The following is a 25,570-nucleotide window of genomic DNA, read 5'->3' as shown; positions in this document are numbered from 1 at the left end:
AGATTTATTTAGTTCTCCTTAGTGAACAGAGCAAAGACCATTCCAACTTATATAAAATTTACTTACGGATGAATTTTTGTAAGGAAAGTTCATCCAACATCATTTGTTCTTTTTTATCTTCTAGTTTTTGTGCAGCTACAGCTTGTTTGTCAATTAACATATCTACTGCTTTGCGTTTTCTTTGTTGCTGTAACCATTGAGATTTACGTTGTTCAGCCACCAACAGAGCCTGATTTAAATGCTGCATTTGCAGCTCACAAGCCTTATCTAATTTACCAATAAATTGTTGGTGCTGATTAAAAGTTTGACTGCCGACCCCTTGCTTGGCTTTTAGTTGAGCTTGGCGTAAATAATCTAACCGGTAATTTTCTAAACCAGATAATTTTTGTTTATTTTCCTGAGCAAAATTCTGCGCAATTTGAAAATCTTGCCCTAGTTTTTGTTCTTTTTGTCGCTCCCAGTCAGCCACTAGTTGTAATTGAGAATTTGCCATAATATTAACCTGGGCCTAGTCCACCACTAAGAGTTGTCATAGCAGCTTCACTTTGTTCAAAATCTAAAATTTGGTTCATACCCTGCTGTAAGAATGCATTGATAGCGGGTTCAGCATTAATAGCTAAATCTAACCTTGGGTCGGTTCCTTTGGTATAAGCGCCAATATTGATTAAATCCTTATTTCTTTGGTAATTTGAATAAACTTGACGAATACGCCTAGCACTTTGCATATGCTGTTCAGATACCACCATAGGCATAACTCGGCTGATAGAAGCTTCTACATCAATTGCTGGATAGTGTCCTGAATCGGCTAAGGTTCTGGATAAAACAATATGCCCATCCAAAATGGCTCGTGCGGCATCAGCGATTGGATCTTGTAAATCATCGCCTTCAGTTAACACAGTATAAAATGCCGTAATTGAGCCTTGATTTTCGTTGCCATTACCAGCTCGTTCTACTAAAGCAGGTAATCTTGCAAACACAGATGGTGGATAACCTTTGGTAGCAGGAGGTTCACCCACGGCTAAAGCTATTTCACGCTGGGCCATGGCATATCGAGTCAGAGAATCAATTAACAATAAAACGTTTAATCCTTGATCCCTAAAATACTCCGCAATAGTGACCGCCGTTTCACAACCTTTTAAACGCATAAGGGGTGATGTATCAGCAGGTGCCGCTACAACTACAGACTTTTTGCGTTCTTCCTCACCCAATATATCTTGAATAAACTCTTTTACTTCTCGTCCCCGCTCACCGACTAGCCCAACTACCACAACGTCGGCCTTTGTTCCTCTAGTCATCATGCCCATCAAGACACTTTTCCCCACTCCAGAACCAGCAAATAAGCCCATACGTTGGCCTGTACCTACTGTCACCATAGAGTTAATCGCTCGTACCCCAACATCTAAGGATTCGGTAATAGCTTTTCGGGTTAAGGGATTCATAGGTGGCCGAGTTAAGGGGACTCGTTTTTCTGCTTTAACTGGGCCTAAGCCATCAAGAGGTTGGCCATTACCATCAACAACTCGGCCTAATAATTCCATTCCAACCGCTAGACCTTGTTCACGATTAAGTGGTTGCACACGAGAGCCAGGCACTATACCTTTGACGGCTTCAGTTGGCATTAAATATGTAATATCTTCGGCAAACCCCACCACTTCAGCCTCAATTTCTCCATCAACGGTTTGCACTAAACATTGACTACCTACAGGCATTTGGCAACCGACAGCTTCAAGGGTAAGACCAATACCGCGCACTAATTTACCACTAGCAACAATAGGAGAATGGGGCACTTGATCTTTTAAGCTTTTGATCCGTTCTAGTAAAGACGTTGACATAAACTATTCGTCCGCCTGGCCAACGTGAGCCAAACCTTGCTCTAATAAAAATTTATCTAATACATCCTTCACCCTTCGTTCGACTGTGATATCCACTGCGTTAGATCGAGTCACTAATTCACATCCTCCGGTAGATAATTCAGGGGCTTCGACTAATTGCCAATTATGCTTATTGATCTCTTCTTCAGTAAAATGATTTTTGACTAATAGAATGTCATCTGGATTCAGATGTATTTGATAGAATTTCTCTTGGATGGGTAGCGCTTTTAAACCTTCTCTTAAGGCCTGAAAGATCAGATCCGAATTAGTTTTCACTTCACTACGAATTACGGAACGAGCCAAACTTACTGCTAACAACACGAGTTCTTGTTCAAGTGCTTGCTCAACCTTTGCCACTGGATTTTGCAAACTGTCTATTAGTCCAACCCAAGTTGCTAAGTGTTGTTTTATATGTTCTTCACCCGATAAGAAGCCTTGTGCGGTACCTTCTTCTATTCCTTCAGCGAGTCCTGCTTCTTTACCTTCAGCAAAACCTTGTTGGTATCCTTGCTCTTTTCCTTCACTTTCGCCAAGAGCAAAACCTTCAGCATGGGCAGCAGAGCGAATGGCTTCTATTTCTTCCGCTGTTGGTGGTAATATTTCAATTTCTTCTTCGGGAGGTTCGTATTTCCAATTAGGCCGACGATTAAATGCATTGGTTGTGTTTTCGTCTTCAGGCTTTTTATCCTCTCCAAGATAAGGTGGCTCCCATTGTTTTATTTCATCACTTTCTTGTTCAACTGTCATAATAACCACCTACCGCCAAGTTTAGCTATTTTACAAGAATTCATCACCGCCACCGCCGCCTAACATAATCTCTCCAGAGTCAGCTAAACGTCTAGCAACAGATAAAATTTCTTTCTGCGCAGTTTCTACTTCACTAATACGCACAGGTCCCATGGCCTCAAGATCATCCAGCAACATATCGGCAGCTCGTTTTGACATATTTTTAGTGATTTTATTTTTCAGGTCATCTTCGGCACCTTTGATTGCTTTAAGTAAGGCATCTTGTTGGACTTCTCGTAAAATGGCTTGAATGGCTCTATCGTCCACGTCAGCTAAATTGTCAAAGACAAACATTAAATCTTGGATTTGCTGACTCATTTCTTCATCTTGCTCACGAATAGCATCCATTAACTGACCTTCAATATTGGTATCTAAATAGTTCATTATGTCTGCAGCAGATTTCAACCCACCCATTTTGGCAGCTTGAGTACCAGCTTGACCGGCAAATTGTTTCTCCATTATTTCGTTTAATTCTTGTAAAGCTGCCGGTTGAACTTCTTCTAAGTTAGCCACTCGCATCATAAGGTCTAAACGTACTTTTTCGGGGAACTGGCTAAGGATTTCAGCTGACTGTTCAGCCTCCAAATACGACATTACTATGGTTTGTATCTGTGGATGCTCATTGCGAATAATACTAGCCACTTGTTTAGAATCCATCCATTTCAACGAATCTAAACCTTTCGCGCCTGAGCCCATCAGAATTTGGTCAATTAAGTTGGCAGCTTTATCTTCACCTAAGGCTGAAGTCAGTGCACGTCTAACAAAGTCAGTGCTTTGGAAACCTATGGTGCTGTAATTTTGAATCTCTTCAATAAAATGTTTATGCACAGCAGTAATTTTAGGCTGTGTCATATCATCAATTTGGGCCATTGCTTGACCTAATTTTTGTACTTGCTTAGGCTCTAGATGTTTTAGGATCTGCGCAGCATCGTCTTCTGTTAAACTCAATAACAAAATAGCTGCTTTATCGACGCCTTCTAACTTACTGACGTCATATCCTGATTCTTCTTTTTGCTCTTCTTCAGCCACAACTTAGCCCTTAATCCACTGATTTAAAATTGAACCTAGATTAATCATCTAACAACATCCAATTTTTCACTACTTGGGATGATAATTCTGGTTCATTTGCCACTAAGGCACGTACCGCTTTTAATACATCTTCGTCTTTATGAAGATCTGGCAACATAAAAGTACCATCTGCTGCAAAGCCTACTTGCGACTCATCAAATTCCTCAGCTAATAAACTAATAGTTTCATCGCCTAAATCTAATCCTTCGTCTGCATCATCTTCATTAACTTTTATTTCGTCAGGATAAATCAACTTGCGAACCATAGGTCTGACAACAAATAAAATCAATAATGAGATAATGAAAAGCCCACCACCTAACTTGAGCATAGGTAAAAAGGTAGGATCTTCCCAGAATGGTAAATCTTCAACCACCACATCATCAAGGCGACTAAAGGGAATACTCACCACTTCAAGGGAATCGCCGCGAGTCACATCAAAACCAATCCCACCTTGTAATAGTCGACGAATATCTAAAAGTTCAGCTTGGGTTCTTGGCGTAGAGGTAACAGAACCATCTTCAGCTACAGAATTAATATAGTCTAGTCCAACTGATACGCTTAAACGACGGATCACACCAACTTGTTGTTTAGTATGACTGAAAGTGGTGTCTAATTCGTAATTTCGAGTTTCTTCTTTATGGCTACGACCCGGTGTTGATTGAGTCGTATTGCTATTTGCCACTTCAGGAATATTTGAATCAAGCGGCGGCTGATTAGTTAATGCCCCAGGAATCCCTGCTATCACACCACCGATACTATTATCTTCTACTGTCATTTCGCTTCTGACTGCAGGTAAATCAGGATTATAGCTACGCTGGGTTTGTTCAACGGAGGTGAAATCCATAGTGACATCTGCTTGAGCAGTATATTTTCCTAATCCCAAAACAGGGATCAAAATTGAGTCAATTTTTTCTATATATTCTTGTTCACGTTTTTTCTCTATTTCGTATTCTTTACGCGAACGTGCCGCTTCAGCACCTTGAGACCCCGAATTTAATAAACGTCCATTGCTGTTAGTAACAGTCACTCGATCTGGTTCAAGTCCTTGTACCGCAGAAGCAACTATATCTATTATTGAATTTACTTCTTCGCTGGTGATGATAGCTCCACGTCTAGGTGTAATAACCACAGTAGCGCTTGCTTGCTTTTCTCTTCGAGCAAAAACATTTTCTTTAGGTAGAGCTAATAATACTTTAGCTCTTGAAATGGCACTTATTTCTTCAATAGTACTAGCAACTTGTTGCTCTCGAGCATGTTTTAACCGTTCTTTTTCAACTCGCTGGCTGACCCCAAACCCCATATCTTGCATGATAATATCAGCACCAGCAGATTCAGTTTGGTTTAAACCTTGTCTAGCTAAACCTAACTTAATGTTTTGATATTCATCGCTCGCCACCTTGATTGTGTTACCTTCAAGTACATAATCTATTTGCGCTTGATCAAGATAATCAAGAGTTTCAATTAACTCTTGCGTTTCCATAGTCGCCAAAGGACGATAATCAGGCTCCTGCGCCCACATTAAAATAAATACGGCAATGGCTACACAAATGACTAAAGCGACAACTAAGGTCACCTGACGAATAAAATCAGTATTTCCCACCGAGTCCATAAACCCTGGTTTTTGTTCTGCTGTTGAATCGTCAGAATACATATCAGTATTCATGTCAGATACAGCTAACTCTGTACTCGCTGCTTCAGCCACTTTTTAGCTCCTAAACCGGCATGTTCATGATTTGTTTGTAAGCTTCCAATACTTTATTTCTAACTTGTATTGTTGCTTCGAAGGCGATGCTTGATTTTTCTTTAGCAACCATGACATCAGCCAAACTTAAACTCTTATCACCCATTTCAAAGGCAATTGCTTTGTCTTTTGCTTCAAGTTGCATACTATTTACGGTATCAAGTGCATTACCTAATAAATCTGCAAAGTTTTGCGAGGAAGGATTCCCTTGAATAGCTTCAGGCGTCCCAAAATCCATTTTGCTTTGAGCGGCCATACTTTGCATTTCTTGGTAAAGAGACTGTGCTTTTATATCCATGACATACCCCGGTAACTAGTAACTTTAAATTGCGAATTAATACAAGTAAAAGCAAAGTAAATGCCAAATTATCATAAAGTGACAAATATAAAAATAAACCATAAATATCAATGACTTAAAAACCAAAAAAGATAGAATGGAGCGTCATAATATTGACAAACAACCAATAAAGCAGATAAAAAAAGTCGCCTTAACTGGCGACTAAAGGGAGAGTGATGGTGACGCTATATAAAAATTAATGGACTCATTAGGCAGGTAATTCAATACCTACTTCACGCATTTTTGCTAATTTATATCTTAGAGTACGTGGACTAATACCTAAACGCTCAGCAACATCTTTTCTACGACCTTTGCAACTTTGCAAAGTATCCAGAATAATTTGATGTTCTTGCTGACGTAATTCTGAGCCTAGTTTACTGCTATCTTCTTCCACTATTTGCGAATCACCTATAGCTGGTGATGAGGAAACCTCTTGTTCGATCATCAAATCAATCGCATCAATTTGTTGACCATCAGCTAAAATAAGCGCTCGCTGAATAACATTTTCTAACTCTCGCACATTACCAGGCCAGCTGTGTTGCAATAACTTACTACGACCAGCCGCTGTCAGTTTTGGGATAACACTGCCTTGTTTTTGGCAATGGCGTTCGATTAAATGCTCTGCTAAAGGAACTATGTCACCCGCTCGTTTATCCAGTGGTAACCAAGTTAAAGGGAATACATTTAGGCGATAATATAAATCTTCTCTGAATTCACCCGCCTCAACAGTTTGTTTAATATTGCGGTTACTGGTTGCTACAACACGTACATCTAAAGAAATAGTTTTACGACTACCTAAGCGCTCAACTTCTTTTTCTTGTAACACACGTAATAACTTGGCTTGTAAACTTAGGTCCATTTCACTGATTTCATCCAGTAAAATAGTGCCACCTTGAGCTTGTTCAAATTTACCTGGGCAGGCTTGTAAAGCACCGGTAAATGCACCTTTGTCGTAACCAAATAAGGTAGCTTCTAGCATATTTTCTGGGATCGCAGCACAATTTATCGCCACAAATGGTTTTTCATTTCTGGGTGATTGATCATGGATAAATCTAGCTAACACTTCTTTACCAGATCCACTAGGGCCCAAGACCATAACGGACGCATCAGAGCGAGCTACTTTTTTAGCTAAATCTAATAATTGAATACTACTAGGATCATCTACAATTGGCGTTCTTGATTCTACTTTTTGCGCAGGCGCATAACGTCCAACAAGGTTTAATAACACTTCAGGGGCAAAAGGTTTCGACAAATAATCAGTAGCGCCATCTCGCATAGCTTGTACAGCATCGTCAATAGTGGCATAGGCGGTCATGAGCAATATTGGTAAATTGGGGTATTTGGTTTTAATATTCTTCAGCAGTAATAAACCACTCATACCACCCATTTGAATATCACTTACCACTAAATCAATATTTTGTTCAGATAGTTTAATTAATGCCTGCTCACCACTGTCAGCTTCTACTACATGATAATTGCCCAACAATAGTGTATCCACTAAAGCTTCTCGCAACCCTGCATCATCTTCAACTATTAAAATTTTGGCTTGAGTCATTTTCTAGCTCCTCGCCGCATCGGCTGTATATTTTTGAGAATTGTTAGCGTAGACAACATCTTTCTCGCTAGAATTATGTTGATTGAAAGTGGGTAAACAAATGGTAAAACTTGCGCCACCATCAGCAGTATTCGACACTTTTACTTTGCCTTGGTGTGATTGAGCCACGCCTTTCACTACGGCTAATCCTAAACCAGTACCGTTACTTTTAGTGGTATAAAATGGTTCAAACACTTGCTCCCTAACCACTTCACTCACACCAGGTCCATTATCAGAAACTGATAAGTTTACCCAATCAGGTTTAGTAGTATCTAAATTTGCAGCTAGTGTAATAACAGCATTATCAGGGATAACTTCTAGGGCGTTGTGGATCAGATTTTGTATGGCTCCACACAGTGCAGTTTTATTACCTAAAATAACCACATCAGGATCTGGCAATAACAGTACTAATTTAGCTTTATGTCTGAGTACCATGGCATCACTACCTTGCTGTACTTCATTCAATAGGTTTTGTAAGGATATTTCTGTGACAACTTGCTCTTTGCCACTTTTAGCAAACAACAACATGTCATTCACCTGGCTTTCTAGATCCCGTAAACGTGAGATTAATTTATCACTGAATTTATCTCGCGAGGATTTATTCAATGTCCCATTGGATAAGTTTGCCGCATATAGCATAGCTGCTGATAAAGGAGTTCGAATTTGATGAGCCAATGAAGCCACCATTTTCCCTAGAGAAGATAATTTTTGCAGATGACCAATACGTTGTTGTAATTGACGAGTTTCAGTTAAGTCAGTCAAGACAATTAGTTGACCTGGTTCTTTAATTAATGGGGTAATCGACAATTTAACTTTACGCCCATCATGTAATGACACTTCATGACCATCATCGGCTTGAGGTTTAAAGGATCTAAGAATAATAGTACGCCACAACTGGCCTTCTAATGGTTCACCTAATAGATCTTTTGCTAAATCGTTTGATTGTTTAACCACACCTTTACCATCCACCACGACTACACCTGCGGGCATAACTTGCAATAAATGTTCTAGCCGATTAGCTTGTGAACGCAGAGACTCCAACTCATTATTATCCACTTCTGAGCTTGTATTTTGAAATAGATCATTTAGCCCAGAACAACGATAGTCCGAAGATGAATGTAAACCTGTATCAACTAACATATTTGGTATCCCCATATATTCCTCGTGTCAAAACTTAGACAGAATAATTACATGGAGACTAAAGCACATCTCATGCCAATAAAAATACCTATATAATTCAATTAATTACATGAATTTCATAGAATTATCAAACGTCAATGAAATGACAATTACAATATTTTCAAGGGACAAAAATATATACAGGAGGGGATAAAGCCGATGGTAATCGGCGAGATAAAGATAAGGGGAGATAAAAATTGGGGGGTTATGCTTTACTAATTTCGTACTTACGCATTTTTTCGACCAATGTAGTTCTACGCATACCCAAGGCATCGGCAGCCCTAGCGACAACCCAATCTTGTTGCTCAAGTGCTTGGCTAATTAAACTAATTTCTAACTCCGAAATATATTCTTTTAAATTTAAGCCATCAGAAGGAAGCTCGGTTGATAAAGACAGTTCACTTTGCAGTTCATCTTCATCTTCTTCAGAGCTAGCACCAAAAGCGGCATTAATCGCTTCTCGTTCCAAAAGTTCTTCAGGATAATCAGGTTCATAAGTTTCTGCATCAATATGTTTATATTTACTGGGTAAATCAGTAAGATCGATTAAACGATTCGGATATAGAATCATTAACCTTTCAACTAAATTTGAAAGCTCACGAACATTCCCTGCCCACTGATGCTCCATTAAAGAAGTTAACGCATTTTCGGTGAACTTAATTCTTGCATTATCTCCTTCTAGACGGGAAACAAGCTCTTGTAACAATAAGGGAATATCTTCTTTTCGCTCACGTAATGCAGGGCTATCTATAGGAAAAACATTCAGACGATAATACAAGTCTTCCCTAAATTGCCCCTCTTCAATCATAGTTTCTAAATTACGGTGAGTGGCAGCAATCACTCGCACATCACATTTAATAGGTTTAGTACCACCTACCCTTTCATAGGTTCGCTCTTGTAATACACGCAACAATTTAACTTGCATTTGTAAAGGCATATCGCCTATTTCATCTAAGAACAGCGTACCGCCTTCAGCTAATTCAAAACGGCCTTTGCGAGAACTTATCGCGCCAGTAAAAGCGCCTTTTTCATGACCAAACAATTCACTTTCTAACAACTCACCAGGAATAGCACCACAGTTAACAGGAACAAAGATACTATCTGTACGATTGGATAAAAAGTGTACATTGCGAGCAATCACTTCTTTACCTGTTCCAGATTCGCCTAATACTAAAACATTCGCTTCAGTAGGAGCGACTTGTTCAATTAGATGCCTAACACTTTGGATTTCGTCACTCTTACCAACCAAGCTGCGAAACAAACGTGTCTTATTATTAACACTGGTTTTAGTATTGGGCTGCAGTCTTTTATATTCTTGGCAGCGGTGTAACATTTGCGTAAGGATCGGGTAAGTGACAGGCTCGTCGACAGCACCAACAATATTCCCTTTAGTTTCAAATGAGTCAAAGTTGCCCACAAAAATAAAAGGTTGGCGAGGAAACTTCTCACTTATATCGGTTGCTAGTTCATAATTAGAGGCGTCAATTAGCACTGAGCTTACTTCGGCTCTATTCTGTAAAGTGTCTATCGCAGCAGCGAATGTGACAGAAACAGAAACTTCCCCCAAAAATGCTAAAATAGTACTTAGATTATTGGCTCTCATTTCATCAGAACTAATAATCAGAATTTGACTCATACTATCCCTCAGTTTTATGAACTTTATTATAATTAACTGTATTACATACGATTTTAACCATTCAAGGCTGGATAGCAATAAAATTTAAAGTAAATTAATTACCGGAAATGTAGCAGAGAAAATAATCGTATTTAATTTAAGCAAAAAAAAGAGCAGCATGGCTACTCTTTTAAAATGATTAGGAATTTCAAACTAACCATTTAATAAAGACAATACCTGCCCTGCCTGCTGGTTTGCCATGCTTTGTACTGCAATGTTGGCATCACTTAAAATGCCTGCCGCAACATTTTCAGATGTAGCTTGCGCATAATCTGTATCTTGAATACGACTTCTTGCTGCTGCAACATTTATATCTGTTTGTTGTAAATTTCTGGCGGCACTTTCAAATTGATTTTGCGTGGCACCTAAATCAGCACGAGCACTACCGACATATTCCACCGCACTATCAGCAGCCGCTAATGCATCTTCAGCGCCTTGTGCGGTAGTTAAATCTACATTTAAAATATCGTTTAAGCCAGCGGCAACATCTTGTGTTTGCACGCCAATTTTTTGTCCTGCATTCGCACCTATTTGAAAATCAATATTACCATCAGAACTTAATAATGATTTACCACCAAATTCTGTATTTTTAATAGTTTGCGAAATATTTTCTTGTAGCTGGGTGACTTCAGATTGAATCGCACTTCTGTCAGCATCACTCAATATACCATTACCCGCTTGTACAGATAATTCACGAATACGGTTTACATCTTCACCAATCCCAGACAGCCCACCTTCAGCCACTTGCGCTAAAGACACACCATCATAAGCATTAGAAACAGCCTGACGAGTCCCTTCAACCTGCGAAGTTAAGCGATCGATGATTTGTTGCGCAGCTGCACCATCAGCCGCACTATTAACACGTTTTCCAGATGACAATTTTTCAAGAATTGATTCTTGTTTATTCTGTACTTGCTGTAATAAAGAAGTACCTACATTGTTATCAAATTTAATCATAATCTTCCCCATCTACCTACCTAGACAATAACAAATTACTGCACAAAAAGTAAGCACATAAAAGGTATGTGAATTTATAAAAGGAATGATTATTTAAACGTAACGGCAATACATTCCCCCATACAGACACTTTAATTATCTTTATTACAAATAATAGTCTGCAAATACCTAGTTTTTTGCTTTACTACGAGTAGAATAATTATCAACTAAGTGATTGATTAATAAACGCTGTTTAACGTTTAGTTGCTAACTTTTATAGAGTCCATAAAAACATGCTGAAAAATATACGACTACATATTGAAAAAGATGATGATAAACAAAAATTACTAGACGAAAAATTAGCAGCGTCTATTTTAGAATGTCAAAAAAACAACTTAAACAGTTTTACCCGTAACATCCCTTCACTGATGCCATTAATTCGTTCTTCTGAATTACAAAACCACTCTATTTTTTGTAATAAATTTGGGGAAATAAATATAGTTGATTACGGTTTGGGTAGAACACTTTATGGTTTTCACCCTAAAGACGAAATACAAAAGCAAATTCAATCATTCAATCAACATGCCCCGTATTTTCCATTTTCAGCAGAGCATACTAAGTCGACAATTCAAGATACCTGTGAAAATGCGACAGATTTACTGGCTAGCCAAGGTTATATTAATTACTCATCATTTGGTCCGGCACCAAATGAAATTGAGTGCTTAGTGGTTCTAGGCTGTGGCCTAGGCTTACATCTAGTCGACCTGATGCAAAACAAAACCATCAAATACCTTATTATTTATGAACCGCAAGCCCAGTACTTTAAATGTTCGACCTTAGTCACCGAATGGAATACAATTTTTGAGTTAGCAAAAGCTAAAGGCACCCAATTATTTCTGCAGGTTGAAAAAGATGGCCGTGACTTAGTCAGTGATCTAGAAGAGCTTAAAACCCATACAAATATTGAAGGATTTTATTTATACAAACATTACAACCACTCAGTATTTAATAGTCTATATCAAGAACTCACAGCAAAACCTTGGAAAACATTAAAAGAACAAGGAGTTAGTTTTACCTTAGACGAAAATTACAATCAATACGTGCCCGTTTGGATGCCGCCCATTGATTTACAAAACAATAAAGACATCTCTCAAAATTCAGCATTATTTGCTAAAAACTTATCAGCTCTAGAAAAATACTTTCCTGATATCTATAAAAAATTTAAAAATTACCAAGTTAAAACTTGGATCCCCATAGAAAACCAAGATGGTGAAATTAATGTTATTAAAAAAGATTCACTAAACACTTGGTACGGTGAACACCCTAAAGCAGATTGTGACGCAAACTTTGATAACTTTAACGAGCAGCCTAATAAAGATGGCTTGATACTAGGCTATTCTGGCACCAAATTAGCCCATTACATTCATTTTCAATTTGTCAAAGAAACAGAAGAATTATTAGCACAAGCAGAAAATGAAACAGGGGCACTACCAGACAACGTAGCTTCAATTATCATGTTTGGTATTGGCGTAGGTTACCAAATAGAAAAATTACTAGCTGAACACACTGTCGAGAAATTATTTTTATGTGAACCGAACACTGACTTTTTTTACGCCTCGCTACATGCCATTGACTGGCAAGTGATATTCGAAAAAATTGACCAGTCAGATGCCCGTATTTATTTAAATATAGGTGATGATGGTACTAATTTATTTAGAGATTTACTTAGCCAGTTTTACTCCATTGGCCCTTATATTCTGAGCAATACCTATTTTTACCAAAGTTATTATAATGCTTCTCTTAACAAAGCGATTTCGCAACTACGTGAACAATTACAAGTTGTTATTTCGATGGGCGAGTATTTTGATCATGCTTATTATGGTATTGCCCATACTAAAGAAGGCATGAGACGAGAAACACCCGTACTAAGTGCCAAGCCTGCCGACAAACTCAGTTATACCGATAAAGAAGTACCGATATTTATTGTGGGTAATGGTCCATCTTTGGACAGCTCCATTGAAGCTATTAAAGAATGGCAAGGGCAAGCCATTGTTGTTAGTTGTGGCACAGCCTTACAAGCCTTGCATCGACATGGCATCACCCCTGATTTTCATGCCGAGATTGAACAAAACCGCTCTACATTTGACTGGGCAGTATTGATAGGTGATTTAGACTATCTAAAAAACATCACCTTACTTTCTTGTAACGGTATTCACCCCGATACTTGCGATTTGTATAAAGATGTATTGGTTGCTTTTAAAGAAGGTGAGTCATCCACAGTTTCGGCTTTAAATGTACTGGGGCGAGAAAACTATGAAGTGCTACAAAATGCCTTCCCTACTGTCAGTAATTTTGTCTGTGATTTAATTAGTCGACTAGGCTTTACCACCATATATTTATTAGGAGTGGATCTTGGATTTGTTAATGTTAAACATCACCACTCTAAATCCTCAGGTTACTATCAAGAAGATGGCCAAGAAACCTATGATTACTCAGAAAAAAATAATACATCATTAGTGGTACCCGGTAATTTCCGTCCTACAGTAAACACTAAGCATGAATTCAAAGTATCTAGGCAAGTGATTGAACAAGTCACCGCAGCAAAACCTAAAGATCAAACTTTTTATAACTGCAGTGATGGCGCCAAAATTAATGGCGTCTTACCTATCAGACCAGACAATTTATTAATTGTCTCAACAAAGGAACAAAAACACCAAACCCTTAAATTACTAAAAACCGTGGTGTTTTCATCTAAAGGTTTAGACAACTACCTTCAAAAATTTGAAAAAATGTTTTCACAAGATTTATTAATGGCAGAACTTGGCGCTTTTGAAAAACTTTTAGAGAATGAAATTACCAGCAAAGAAGATGTAGAAAATATAATTAACAAACAAAAAGAAATGTTGTTCTCGTCTTACCAAAAAGGAAACTCGTTACTGTTTTATTACCTTTACGGTACAGTGAATTATGCTAATGCGGTGTTTAGTAAATTAATTTATGCTGCAGATAATTTAGTTACTGCTTCTGAAATGGTAAATCAGGCAAAAGAAAAGTGGCTAAATTACATGACGAAAATTAAACAGGTCTTAGCATCAAATGGGTTCGACGATTTCGACCTTTCGTCATTCAGTTTAATAAAAAGAGAAAAGAAAATTTTACAAAATAACTGTGAGAATTGTTCAATATTAATTGTGACAGATTCTCCAATATTTGGAGAGATTATAAATTTTATTTTAACAAATGAGTTTTCTTGGCTCAAAAATAAAAACATAATAAACCCTCAACAATTTCATGCCTCTTTAGAAATACCGGATTATGCAATATACAGTATAGAAAACCCGAAGTTTCCAAAAATCACAGGGAAAAAAAATACAGTAATAGTCGTGAAACCAGAGCAAAAAGTTCCTATTAAATATGATGGGGTCACATATCTAAAATCCATATTAAACGCAGAAAAGTCAATAATAAACTGCCCTATATCTTTGGCTAGAATCGCAATTCTAGCCTGTCTAAGCGAGGATAATTGCAATGTAATATTTCCTAAATACAATGCATTGCAGAGTATAAATTTGAAAAATAAATTTTTCAAAGAGCCAAATTTAGAATATGTATCATTCAACAATAGCCTTTACATTTCATTGTTTTTTAAAAAAAATAATCAGCAATCAAGAAAAATAAAAAACAATGGCACAAGGATAAATAAAATAGTTAGTCCATTAATAGTTAAAAATTTAATATTGACTCTCATGTCAGAAACAGAACTATTTGTACATCAACAAAAAATCACTAATTTTGTCAATGCTAGAGCCCAAGAAGGTAAGCTTAAATTATAAATTAATATGTTAAGTAAATAAAAAACATGCCCATATGATTAGTTCTGCTAATACAATCTCGGTCATGAATATAAGTGAAACTAAAACGATACCTTCAGATATGCTTAATTTTGCCGATATAACATTAAATAAATTGTAAATATAATTTACTGAGTATTAACATTAATAGCTTACCTCTAACGGTAGAGTCTAAGCTTTATAAAATATTTTGTTTTTAAACAGGTAATACAAATCTGTTAAAATTAAAGAGAAATGCAAAACGATGCAAGAATACAAAATTGCTGTTATTGGCCTTGGATACGTTGGTCTCCCATTGGCGTTGGAATTTGGGAAACATTTTCCAACATATGGCTACGACACTGATAAAGCTAGAACAAATTCGTTAAAAAAAGGTATAGATTCAAATGGAGAATTGAATACTGAAGCATTTCAAGAATCCCCTAATTTGACCATTTGTGACGAAGCTGATGAGATAAAATTTTGCACAATCTATATTGTGACATTACCAACTCCTGTTGGAGTTGATCACAAGCCAGACCTATCCTACCTAATTAATGCGAGTCAATTAGTTGGGCAATGTTTAAAAAAAGGTGACTTAGTCATCTATGAATCAACTGTCTATCCTGGGGCTACAGAAGATGACTGCATTCCCATTCTATGCCGTGTGTCAAACCTAAAACTCAATAGTGATTTTGGCGTAGGTTATAGTCCAGAACGTGTAAATCCAGGTGATACTGAACGTCCTATAACACAAATTGTTAAGGTAACCTCTGGTTCTAACCCTCTATGGGCAAATAAAGTAGACGCTTTATATTCTAAAATTATACTGGCTGGCACATTTCAAGTTAGCTCAATAAAGATAGCTGAGGCGGCTAAGATTATAGAAAACACTCAGCGGGACTTAAATATTGCACTCATTAATCAACTCGCCCAATTATTTAGCGTGCTTAAAATAGACACTAAAGAAGTGTTAGATGCTGCCTCGACAAAATGGAACTTCATACCTTTTAAACCAGGTCTTGTGGGTGGGCACTGTATTAGTGTTGACCCTTACTATCTTTGCCATAAAGCTGAATCAGTCGGCTATATCCCGGATATAATATTGGCGGCTAGACGCTTGAATGACTCAATGGGAGCCTTTATTGCCAATGAAGCAGTTAAATTGCTATCTACCAACAATATTCCAGTACACAGTGCAAAAATTATTATTTTTGGTATCACCTTCAAAGAAAATTGTGGTGATACACGAAATTCAAAAGTGGTAGATATAATAACTGAGCTTAAGAAATTTAATTGCAAAATTGAAGTTCATGACCCAATTGCCGATACAAGAGTTGTAAGTGAAAAATTAGGAATAAAGTTAACGACTCGTTTATCAGATAATGATTACGATTTAGCAATATTAGCTGTTGGCCATGATGAATACATTCAGCATTGGCCTAGGTACAAAAGTTACCTAAAAGAGACTGGCTTAGTTTATGATCTCAAGTCAGTCCTGCCTTTGGACCAAATAAATAAGAGGCTCTAATGAAAAAGTTTGCAATAATGGGGGCTGCAGGTTTTGTCGCCCCTCGACATATGAAAGCAATAAAAGACACTGGTAACGAGTTAGTTGCCGCTCTCGATCCAAGTGATTCTGTTGGTGTGATTGATAGCCACTTCCCAAATTGTCATTTTTTTACTGAATATGAACGTTTTGATCGACATATTGATAAGCAGCGCAGAAATAACGCAAGCATCGATCTTATATCTATTTGCTCTCCTAATTATTTACATGATTCTCATATTCGCTTTGCCCTGCGTTCAGGCTGCGATGCTATCTGCGAAAAACCATTGGTATTAAATCCTTGGAATATAGATGCTTTAAAAGAAATTGAGAAAGAATCAGGACAGCGTATAAACTCCATTTTACAACTTCGTTTACACCCCACAATCATACAATTAAAAGAGCAAATCAGTAAGCAACAACTCAACAAAAAGTACGATGTTGATTTAACTTACATTACCTCAAGAGGCCATTGGTATGGGGTATCATGGAAAGGAGACACAACTAAATCAGGTGGCATAGCTACCAATATTGGCGTTCACTTCTTCGATATGTTGCATTATCTATTTGGTGAATTGCAAGATAGTAAATTATTCAAGTCAACTCCTACTGTCGCTTCAGGCTTTTTAGAATATGAAAACGCTCGAGTCAGATGGTTTTTATCAACTGATGAAAGTGAGCTACCGGCAACAGTAAAACTAAAAGGACAACGCACCTACCGAAGTATTACTATTGATAAGAAGGAACTGGAGTTTTCTGATGGTTTTACCGACCTGCACACTCAAAGTTATCAACAGATACTCAAAGGCAAAGGTTTTGGCCTGGAAGACAACCGTATTGCCATAGAAACAGTAGCAAGTATACGAACCATGCCATTGTCACAAGAGTCTGAGCTCAGCCACCCCTTTATTGCGAATATGAACTATTGATGTCAAGTACTATACATCCAACCGCCATAGTCGATGAGGGTGCCATTGTTGGTTTAAATACTTATATTTGGCATTGGGTTCATGTTTGTTCATCGGCTAAAATTGGCGATAATTGCTCACTCGGCCAAAATGTATTTGTAGGTGGCAACGTATTGCTAGGCAATAACGTAAAAGTTCAAAACAACGTGTCTATTTACGAAGGTGTTGAGCTTGAAGACGATGTATTTTGTGGTCCCTCTATGGTTTTCACTAATGTATATAATCCTCGATCGGCGATTATTCGAAAACATGAATTTCGCAAAACTATTGTAAAGAAAGGCGCTACCCTAGGAGCTAACTGTACAATTGTATGTGGCGTTGAAATAGGTAACTATGCTTTTATTGGCGCTGGCAGCGTCATCAATAAGTCGGTACCAAATTACGCACTAATGGTAGGTGTGCCAGCTAGGAAAATAGGCTGGATGAGCGAATACGGAGAAAGGTTAGAACTTCCCTTAACAGGTTCAGGCCAAGCAACTTGTCCTCATACAGGTGAAACCTATATTTTACACAATGATAATGTCAGTAAGGTTGGTTAGTGGAATTTATAGACTTAAAAACTCAGTTGCAGACTATACGTCCAGCGATTGACAATAGGATCAAAAAAGTTCTAGATCACGGCCAATTTATTATGGGTCCAGAAGTCCATCAACTCGAAGAAAAGTTGGCTGACTTTGTAGGAGTAAAACACTGCATCAGTTGCGCTAACGGCACAGATGCATTGCAGTTGTCCTTGATGGCCCTTGGTATTGGACCTGGCGATACCGTCATCACAACTTCATTTTCATTTTTTGCAACAGCTGAAGTGATCCCATTGGTTGGAGCCATTCCATACTTCGTGGATATTGAGTCAGACACATATAACATCAGTCCGAGAAGTTTAGAAAAAGGTATACTTGAAGCAAAAACCAAAGGCTTAATTCCCAAGGCTGTCATAGCTGTTGACTTATTTGGACTGCCAGCAAATTATCCTGAAATCGAACGAATATGTAAGCAATATGGATTGTACCTAATTGAAGATGCAGCCCAAGGTTTTGGGGGAAGCATCAATGAAAAAAAAGCGGGAAGTTTTGGCGATATTGCAACAACCAGTTTTTTCCCTGCTAAACCTTTGGGCTGCTTCGGTGATGGAGGCGCAATCTTCACCAATAAAGATGAGCTAGCATACCTGTGCCGCTCATTACGTTCACACGGAAAAGGCAGCCATAAATACGACAATGAAAGAATTGGCCTAAACAGTCGGCTAGACACAATTCAAGCAGCAATATTACTTGAAAAACTAACCGTATTTGAACAAGAGTTTGAAGCAAAGCAAAACATTGCATCCTATTATCAAGAGAATATTATTGAGCATATCGGTAAGCCAAATATACCCGCTAGCATGCAATCTTCTTGGGCCATATACACACTCTATGCTCGGCAACACCCTCGAGAGTACTATCTAAACCTTTTGCAGCATAATAATATCCCTCACGGTATTTACTATCCCATTGGGCTCAATAAACAACAATCTTTGCAACATTACCCATCTTCATCCTGCGACATAACAATACAAGCGTCTGAAAGAGTATTTAGTATACCTATGCACCCCTATCTAACAAAAGATCAATGTGAGGTGATCATCAGCAGTTTATTAGATTAGAAACCTGATTATTTTTATTTATTACTACAGCTGTTGATCTTTGATGAATATTTATAATGGAGTTTTGATTAATTCATAGTCATAAGAAATTTGCTTACCACTATACCCCAGTTTTTTGAAGTCACTGATTATGTCCTGGACTAACAATTCATCACTTAATACATTATTTTCGAAAACTATTCTTTCGGCAAGCAATTTTTCATCGAGTAAACAATTCTCATAATAATCTCTAAGAATGACAGCATCATGCCCTTCTGTGTCTATTTTAAGGAAATGAACACTGGTTATATTATACTCTTTGATTAGTACTTCCCAATTAACGATTTTAACTACATCTATGGTAATAATTTCATCATGCTGGTCGCCTAGCAGTGATTGAATTGAAGGATGAGGAGCGTTTATTGAATTACAACCCCTTACCCAAATAGGCAGATTATACTTCACAATATCATCTGGTTTAACATAATAAATACTAGTTTCACCAACTACATTAGATATACCATAATTTACTTTAGTTACATTTTCTCTATCTGGTAAATTATCTAAGTATAATTTTAAAGGTTCAACACTTAGACCAATGCCCTTATCACTCTCAATTAAGGTTTTGAAATCAGATGTACCTATTTCTATAAAGTCGTAATGCATATTAATTATTTCTTCCAATTAACACTATTAACCATTTCAGTTTGAGTTTTATCATTTTTAGAATACTCATGGAATAGCGTGGGACCCTTTGGCTTCATATATTTTAAATAAGCACTCGAATGTTTCATAACTAATCTGCGCTTACTTTGATTCAATGCAGAAATTGAAACCATAATATCATCCATATAGTGGTACTTAAAATATTGCCAATCAATTTTAATTTTATTTGTGTTGAACAAACTAACACCATTTCCAATTACATCAACAAACGTATCTTCAGAAACGTTATCTAAGCATCGATAATTATGTTTGATACCTTTGAAATAACTGTCTATATAACCATCGAGTAAATTTTTACCATGTAAACTAACGATAATATCGTCATTATATTGATTTAATTTATTAATCATATCGTCAGCATATGATGGGGGGTAATATAGATCATCATCAACGCAGAAATAATACTCATTAACATTTGTAGCCCAAAATAACTTACCTGTAGATTTCAAATCCTTGCCTTGGTGAGTTATTATTTTAGGATCTATATATTCCTCCGGAACTGAATCAAAATTATTTAAATATAACCTAATTATATCTGCTTGATCATATATAGATTCAATAGTTTTAATACATGTATTAAACCTATTGGGCATTGTTGCCATATTAAACGTTCTAATCATTTCATTCATATAAAGCCTTTATTGGTAATTTATATCATTTTCAAACCGATCATATTTAACAATAAAGCATACCAACAAGAAGCTTCATTTTACTTCTAAATAGTTAGGAAAGAACAATGAAAATAATAAACATTGAATAAAACTAATGTAATTAACTCTATAAGTCTGGTTCATTATTTTATTGATCCAGTAATTAGAATTTATGTATAACTTTTTCCTTACCCCCTAAGATTCATCTCAGTTTACTAAGGTTAACTCTCATTAACATGTTTTATACACTCACTTTCTTTTGCAAATCATAAAACAAAAAAATTCTATATCAGCATTAAGGAAAGGCGAATCAATAAGTAAGCTTCAAACACATTACCTTTCGAAAATGTAGCTCACGATTTTCAACTGGTATGGCTGTGAGAGAATAAGCAAAGTCATCTACATCAGGTAACGCCAGAATGGCAGCCAACATATCTACAGGCTGTTTAATATATTGTATTAATATCGATAAACCATGTTTTTCCAATAATTGCTCTGCGGCATCATTGTCGCCCAATCTTATTTTTAATAACGCAGCATAAAGCACTAACTGTTTACTAAACTCAACATATTTTCCAGGCTTATCCAATACCGCAAAATATTTTCTAATGTGTGTTTCAGCTTCTGATAATTGATTTTGAATAAGTAAAGAACCAACCGCTCCAATTACAGCTTCAGTCATTAGGGGATAAGTTGCCACTACAGCTAAATATGCATCCGCAGATGATTGATAATCATCTGCCAACCATGACTTTCTGGCTTTCTGTAACGACACAGTCATTGAACTTTTTGGCACCACAACATGAGTGTTATCATGCGTAATTGAAATTTCCGCAAACTCTCCCATCAAATTTTGTTGGACAACCATTGTTTCTGCTTTTTTAGTTCGATACGCATTCCACCAATTTAAAATATGTTGCCTGTGATAAGAGCGGTTCTGGGTTTCAACTAGTAATTGTCCAGCAGCTACCACCTTTTCATATTCATCTGGATTATCTAGATAATACCTAATGGTTTGAAGTACATTATTGGTATCAACAAAACAACAATTCACTCTATCTTTAAATCCCATACTTTTTAAAACAGGTGACTCGTTTGTCATTAACATTGCACCACAAGCTGGTATTTCGAAGATTTTTTTCACTGGAATATCTTTTAAACTAGTGCAACCAAAAATAAACTGGGTTCGATTCATTATTTTTACAAAAGGCTCGCCAGTTATTCCATGATCTCGTAAACCTGTTGGTCTAGGCAAAATATGCGATGGAAATTCCGGAACGACTTTAGCTGCCACACGTTGTCGCCATGGATAACTACCTGAACCGAAAAAGCCAGCACCATAAAACCCACAGACAATATCCTTCTTGATCCCAAGATTACGAAATAGCTTATGATTATAACTATTAGGCACACAAACCTGTCGATTACGCCAATTAGCAGGAAAATAATCATGGTAAAAGTCATGACTAAAAATAGCCTCTGGTTGTAATTGTTCAAAATATTTAACCAACGCATGATGACTATGATAATGAGCGTCCAAAGTACTATAAATAATAATAGGCCTATGCGCAGCGGCGGCTTTTAAAATCTGAGCATCAGGAAGAGTGGAGCGCTGCACAGAAGGACCAGGATCAAGCATAATAATATCAGGCTGTACTCGATGAATACTTGCCACTGGGTCATCAAAATCATCCTCAACTGTAAGCGAAAACTGCTCTGTAAAAGCAGAATAATTGGGTTCAACCATACCAGTGTAAAAATAAGGATGGGCCTTACTCAGCTCTAAGGATTGTGAAAACGCCAGCATTTTAACTTTAGACATAGCGGCTCTCTAATTCGCTCTGGACTTCACTCAACAAAGCAGAACCACAAATTCGCGTCAGATATTCTTTTATTTGTGGGAATCTCACATACAAAGATTGGAATTCATTCAAACAAAACATTTTTCGCTTACCTTGTTCGATAAGTCCTAATAAAAATTCAATTTTTTCTGACGAACCGGTACGACAAAGCTCGAAACTAAAGTGCACCATAAGCTCAGTACTCTTTAAAATTCCATCACCACTTTTGATTGTATAATGATTAAACAATGATTCAGGCAAAAACTGCGATTCATGTCTAAATTTATATCTAATATTTTTACTAAATTCTTGACTATAAGTTTCAGCTAAATCATTCATGATCGACTTTTTTAAAGGGATAAATCCATGACTCGATATAAGAAATCGTTTTTTATCACCTCCCACTAATTGCGCACCATTAATCATACCTTGAAGATGTAAAGTCAAAGTATCTTCGTCTTCAAAGCTTGCCCAATCAGCATAAATAATTGGTCGTTCTACTTCGTAAAAGAAACTTTTAGTCACTGAACTACCTAGCATAAAATCATCATTCCCATATATAAAATGTTCACTTAAACCTTTAATATGGTGCATCATTGTGGTTAAACTGCGAGTATTAAAGGTAGGTAAAAACTCTTCTTTCCCCTGAAATAACTCTTTATGATCCACTATTTCAATACGATCCAAACCTAATCTATTTTCATCTAAAAACTCAGGGATTTGATTATCTGTGATTAGATAAATTTTCCTATACCAGGGAGCATGCTGCTTAATTGAACGTAAACAATACACTAATTCATCATGTTGAATAAAACGTTTTAAATCTGTCGATTGCTCGGCATTTTCTGCTGACTCAAGCTGAAAATCGGCCAAATATTTAGACCTTTTACGTTCATGCTCTGGATCACTGCCATCAACCCATAAAATGACAAAGTCGATAGGAAAATCATTTGGGGAGTTATTAGTAATAATTTTCCGAGAGGAAAAACGACTCATGGTTAAATTACTCCAACGCCTTTACAATATCTAACACACTATCTAACCCACTTTTGATTTGTTGAATTGCGGCACTATCAATTTTAGAAAGGGCTTTTTTCAAATCTGTAGTTGAAATGCTTGGTGTTCTAGGTAAATACACCACTTCGCAATATGACTTTAATTCATCAAATTTACCTTGCCAATCAGACCCTATGCCAAAAATGTCAACTTGATACTTCTCAATATCAGACACTTTTTGAGCCCAGTTATCTTCTGCTATCACTTGGTCAACACAGCCTAGCGCCCCCACTATTTTTGCCCTTTCTGCATAACCATAAATACATTGTTTACCCTTAAGAAGGTTAAACTCATCGGTAGAAACACCGACAATTAATTTATCTCCAAGCTCAGCCAAGCGTTCCAACATATTCACATGACCAATGTGTAACAAATCAAAAGTGCCATAGGTAATAATTGTTTTCATTTAACTCTCAGCGGTAAATACAGTTGCAGATTTAACGTCACTTAATGACCAATCTTTTTGCGGGACTTGCCATTCACCATAGTGACTTTGTAAATACGCTGCAACATTGCTAGGTAAAGAGACTGTACCACCAGAAAATGAATGGCTTTGAAGATCACTAAAATGTTTAGCTGGCATCCGAAAACCGCGGGAAGCTAAACAATAGTCCATATATTCTCCCTGGATATATTTAACAAAAAAGTCGATGCCAGGAAAAGCCCCAGAGTCATCATCAGGCAATAATTTAAGGGCACGAATAGCACCGATCGACACAGCTCCAAAAGCTTGCTGATTGACATATTTGTTTAAAGTCCAAGTCACGCCAGTTAATGCAAGCAATTTGGGTAATTGTTGTTCAATCACCTTTATACTGATATCCAAATAATTTGCATCAATGGAAAAATCTAGGTCGTCATCCCACGGGATAAGTGCATTGTCTCTATACACCCCCAGTAAAGTACCGGCATCAATATAATGAGGCACCTCATGTGTTTTTAAATTTTCAGATAGCATTAATAACAAGTCTACTGCGGTTTGCCCCTGCCTATGAGAGTTTTTAAGCTGTATCGGTTTAATCTGTCGTGCGGGTAATACTTCAACCTCTATATGCGGAACTAACTGTTTTAACTGGCTTTGTATTTGTTCAAAAAACTCACTAGCAATCAAAATTTTATCGGGCTTCAGCCCTGCGATATCTGTAGGAGAAATAATGGGGATACTGGAAATGTTAGTGCCATATTTTTTACTATCATTATCAACAAATGCCAAAACATCATAGTGTTCAGATATAGCAGACAATGCAGAACGACCAGACAAACTTGCGCCAAATATTACAACTTTTGTCCCTCGATTAAGCGTACTCTGCATATGTTCTTCCTTTTAAGATAAGGCGGCTCTAGCTTTAAGCATAATTAATTATCGGCTAGTACTGTTTTGACTTTAATCTAACAAGCGACCTAAGCAGTGCTTCCGGCATCGACTGTCATCACTGTACCGGTAATTGACGATGCTTTATCACTCAACAAAAAGACTACCATGGCAGCGGCATCTTCTACTGTGGCTAATTTCCCCAAAGGACTACGGCGTTTAATGGTCGCCAGTTTGTCACCTTGTAGGCTATCTGTCATATCAGTTTGCATATAACCGGGGGCCACACAATTGACTGTAATACCGGCTTTGCCTACTTCTCTGGCTAACGACTTAGTAAACCCTTCAAGAGCCGCTTTACTCGCGGCATAAACACTTAACCCGTTAAATCCCGTTTTAGCAATAATCGATGAAATATTGATAATTCGCCCGGTTCGATTAAGTAACATAGAGCGCAATAAATACTTGCTCAATAACATAGGCGATTGCACATTTAAACGCATCACATTGTCTATTTCGTTATTTGGCATAGTCGCTAAAACGCCGTCGTGCCCTACAGCGGCATTATTAACTAAGCCATAAGGTCTACCGAATTGTTGGATAATTTGTCGGCAAAGTACGGGGATATAATCTAAATCAGCCAAGTCGGCTTGTATATAATGACACTGCTCTGGCGTCGATTCGGTCAGGCTTTGTAACTCATCAGTGAAAGTTCTGGCGATAGCCACCACAGCATAACCAGCAGTTAAGGCTTGTTTACAAATCGCTAAGCCCAAGCCTTTGCTTGCACCTGTGACTATCACATAATCAGTCATGCTTTTACTTCCTGT

General features: G+C 37.3%; 22 protein-coding genes. 5 read left to right on the top strand and 17 right to left on the bottom strand.

Annotated elements, in window-relative coordinates:
* Nucleotides 1–58: 58 nt before the first annotated feature.
* The 10 genes from fliJ to GQR87_RS06725 all read right to left on the bottom strand — a co-directional run bounded on the left by fliJ (nucleotide 59) and on the right by GQR87_RS06725 (nucleotide 11,208).
* Nucleotides 59–493 carry a flagellar export protein FliJ gene (fliJ, locus tag GQR87_RS06770; protein WP_158967779.1) on the bottom strand — a complete coding sequence of 145 codons (435 nt, stop codon included), beginning with the start codon at nucleotides 491–493 and terminating at the stop codon, nucleotides 59–61.
* Nucleotides 494–497: 4 nt separating this feature from the next.
* Entirely contained in the window at nucleotides 498–1,832 is a 1,335-nt protein-coding gene (gene fliI / locus GQR87_RS06765; RefSeq protein WP_158967777.1) for a flagellar protein export ATPase FliI, read from the bottom strand.
* 3 nt (nucleotides 1,833–1,835) lie between these two features.
* Entirely contained in the window at nucleotides 1,836–2,618 is a 783-nt protein-coding gene (gene fliH / locus GQR87_RS06760) for a flagellar assembly protein FliH (protein WP_158967775.1), read from the bottom strand.
* A 30-nt stretch (nucleotides 2,619–2,648) separates the two neighbouring features.
* Nucleotides 2,649–3,686: a flagellar motor switch protein FliG gene (fliG, locus tag GQR87_RS06755; RefSeq protein WP_158967773.1), complete on the bottom strand. Its 1,038-nt coding sequence runs from the start codon at nucleotides 3,684–3,686 to the stop codon at nucleotides 2,649–2,651.
* A 40-nt stretch (nucleotides 3,687–3,726) separates the two neighbouring features.
* A complete protein-coding gene (gene fliF, locus GQR87_RS06750) occupies nucleotides 3,727–5,427 on the bottom strand; it encodes a flagellar basal-body MS-ring/collar protein FliF (RefSeq protein WP_158967771.1) in 1,701 nt (566 codons plus the stop codon).
* A gap of 10 nt (nucleotides 5,428–5,437) precedes the next feature.
* A complete protein-coding gene (fliE, locus tag GQR87_RS06745; RefSeq protein ID WP_158967769.1) occupies nucleotides 5,438–5,764 on the bottom strand; it encodes a flagellar hook-basal body complex protein FliE in 327 nt (108 codons plus the stop codon).
* Nucleotides 5,765–6,011: 247 nt separating this feature from the next.
* Complete coding sequence (locus GQR87_RS06740; RefSeq protein WP_158967767.1) at nucleotides 6,012–7,358, bottom strand: sigma-54 dependent transcriptional regulator; 1,347 nt, start codon at nucleotides 7,356–7,358, stop codon at nucleotides 6,012–6,014.
* 3 nt (nucleotides 7,359–7,361) lie between these two features.
* Entirely contained in the window at nucleotides 7,362–8,537 is a 1,176-nt protein-coding gene (locus tag GQR87_RS06735) for a PAS domain-containing sensor histidine kinase (protein ID WP_233267410.1), read from the bottom strand.
* Nucleotides 8,538–8,781: 244 nt separating this feature from the next.
* A complete protein-coding gene (locus GQR87_RS06730; protein ID WP_158967763.1) occupies nucleotides 8,782–10,212 on the bottom strand; it encodes a sigma-54 dependent transcriptional regulator in 1,431 nt (476 codons plus the stop codon).
* Nucleotides 10,213–10,404: 192 nt separating this feature from the next.
* On the bottom strand, nucleotides 10,405–11,208 hold the full coding sequence (locus GQR87_RS06725) for a flagellin (protein ID WP_158967761.1): 804 nt from the start codon (nucleotides 11,206–11,208) through the stop codon (nucleotides 10,405–10,407).
* A gap of 272 nt (nucleotides 11,209–11,480) precedes the next feature.
* On the opposite strand from GQR87_RS06725, the gene GQR87_RS06720 reads away from it, so the two are divergent.
* The 5 genes from GQR87_RS06720 to GQR87_RS06700 all read left to right on the top strand — a co-directional run bounded on the left by GQR87_RS06720 (nucleotide 11,481) and on the right by GQR87_RS06700 (nucleotide 19,176).
* Entirely contained in the window at nucleotides 11,481–15,020 is a 3,540-nt protein-coding gene (locus tag GQR87_RS06720) for a 6-hydroxymethylpterin diphosphokinase MptE-like protein (RefSeq protein WP_158967759.1), read from the top strand.
* Between the two features lie 262 nt (nucleotides 15,021–15,282).
* Nucleotides 15,283–16,548: a nucleotide sugar dehydrogenase gene (locus tag GQR87_RS06715; protein ID WP_158967757.1), complete on the top strand. Its 1,266-nt coding sequence runs from the start codon at nucleotides 15,283–15,285 to the stop codon at nucleotides 16,546–16,548.
* Complete coding sequence (locus tag GQR87_RS06710) at nucleotides 16,548–17,495, top strand: Gfo/Idh/MocA family protein (protein WP_158967755.1); 948 nt, start codon at nucleotides 16,548–16,550, stop codon at nucleotides 17,493–17,495. Before GQR87_RS06715 ends, GQR87_RS06710 begins: the two co-directional genes overlap by 1 nt.
* Entirely contained in the window at nucleotides 17,495–18,073 is a 579-nt protein-coding gene (locus GQR87_RS06705; protein WP_158967753.1) for an acyltransferase, read from the top strand. Before GQR87_RS06710 ends, GQR87_RS06705 begins: the two co-directional genes overlap by 1 nt.
* A complete protein-coding gene (locus GQR87_RS06700) occupies nucleotides 18,073–19,176 on the top strand; it encodes a DegT/DnrJ/EryC1/StrS aminotransferase family protein (RefSeq protein WP_158967751.1) in 1,104 nt (367 codons plus the stop codon). The genes GQR87_RS06705 and GQR87_RS06700 overlap by 1 nt, the downstream gene beginning before the upstream one ends.
* A gap of 51 nt (nucleotides 19,177–19,227) precedes the next feature.
* Here GQR87_RS06700 and GQR87_RS06695 read toward each other — a convergent pair whose 3' ends face one another.
* The 7 genes from GQR87_RS06695 to GQR87_RS06665 form a co-directional block, all read right to left on the bottom strand.
* Nucleotides 19,228–19,839: an FkbM family methyltransferase gene (locus GQR87_RS06695; RefSeq protein WP_158967749.1), complete on the bottom strand. Its 612-nt coding sequence runs from the start codon at nucleotides 19,837–19,839 to the stop codon at nucleotides 19,228–19,230.
* A complete protein-coding gene (locus tag GQR87_RS06690) occupies nucleotides 19,827–20,510 on the bottom strand; it encodes a hypothetical protein (protein WP_158967747.1) in 684 nt (227 codons plus the stop codon). The genes GQR87_RS06695 and GQR87_RS06690 overlap by 13 nt, the downstream gene beginning before the upstream one ends.
* 331 nt (nucleotides 20,511–20,841) lie before the next feature.
* On the bottom strand, nucleotides 20,842–22,353 hold the full coding sequence (locus tag GQR87_RS06685; protein WP_158967745.1) for a glycosyltransferase: 1,512 nt from the start codon (nucleotides 22,351–22,353) through the stop codon (nucleotides 20,842–20,844).
* Nucleotides 22,346–23,368 carry a stealth family protein gene (locus GQR87_RS06680; RefSeq protein ID WP_158967743.1) on the bottom strand — a complete coding sequence of 341 codons (1,023 nt, stop codon included), beginning with the start codon at nucleotides 23,366–23,368 and terminating at the stop codon, nucleotides 22,346–22,348. Before GQR87_RS06680 ends, GQR87_RS06685 begins: the two co-directional genes overlap by 8 nt.
* Nucleotides 23,369–23,375: 7 nt before the next feature.
* Nucleotides 23,376–23,834, bottom strand: a complete 459-nt coding sequence (locus GQR87_RS06675) for an adenylyltransferase/cytidyltransferase family protein (RefSeq protein ID WP_158967741.1) — start codon at nucleotides 23,832–23,834, stop codon at nucleotides 23,376–23,378.
* Nucleotides 23,835–24,740, bottom strand: coding sequence for a LicD family protein (locus GQR87_RS06670; protein WP_158967739.1), 906 nt, complete (start codon nucleotides 24,738–24,740; stop codon nucleotides 23,835–23,837).
* 89 nt (nucleotides 24,741–24,829) lie between these two features.
* The gene (locus GQR87_RS06665) at nucleotides 24,830–25,555 is read right to left on the bottom strand and encodes an SDR family NAD(P)-dependent oxidoreductase (protein WP_158967737.1); all 726 of its coding nucleotides are present in this window, start codon (nucleotides 25,553–25,555) and stop codon (nucleotides 24,830–24,832) included.
* Between the last annotated feature and the right edge of the window lie 15 nt (nucleotides 25,556–25,570).

Origin of the sequence: Paraglaciecola sp. L3A3, assembly GCF_009796765.1 — a bacterium.
Taxonomy (GTDB): domain Bacteria; phylum Pseudomonadota; class Gammaproteobacteria; order Enterobacterales; family Alteromonadaceae; genus Paraglaciecola.
Note: the sequence above shows the minus strand (reverse complement) of the source record. Positions and strands in the feature narration are given on the sequence as shown.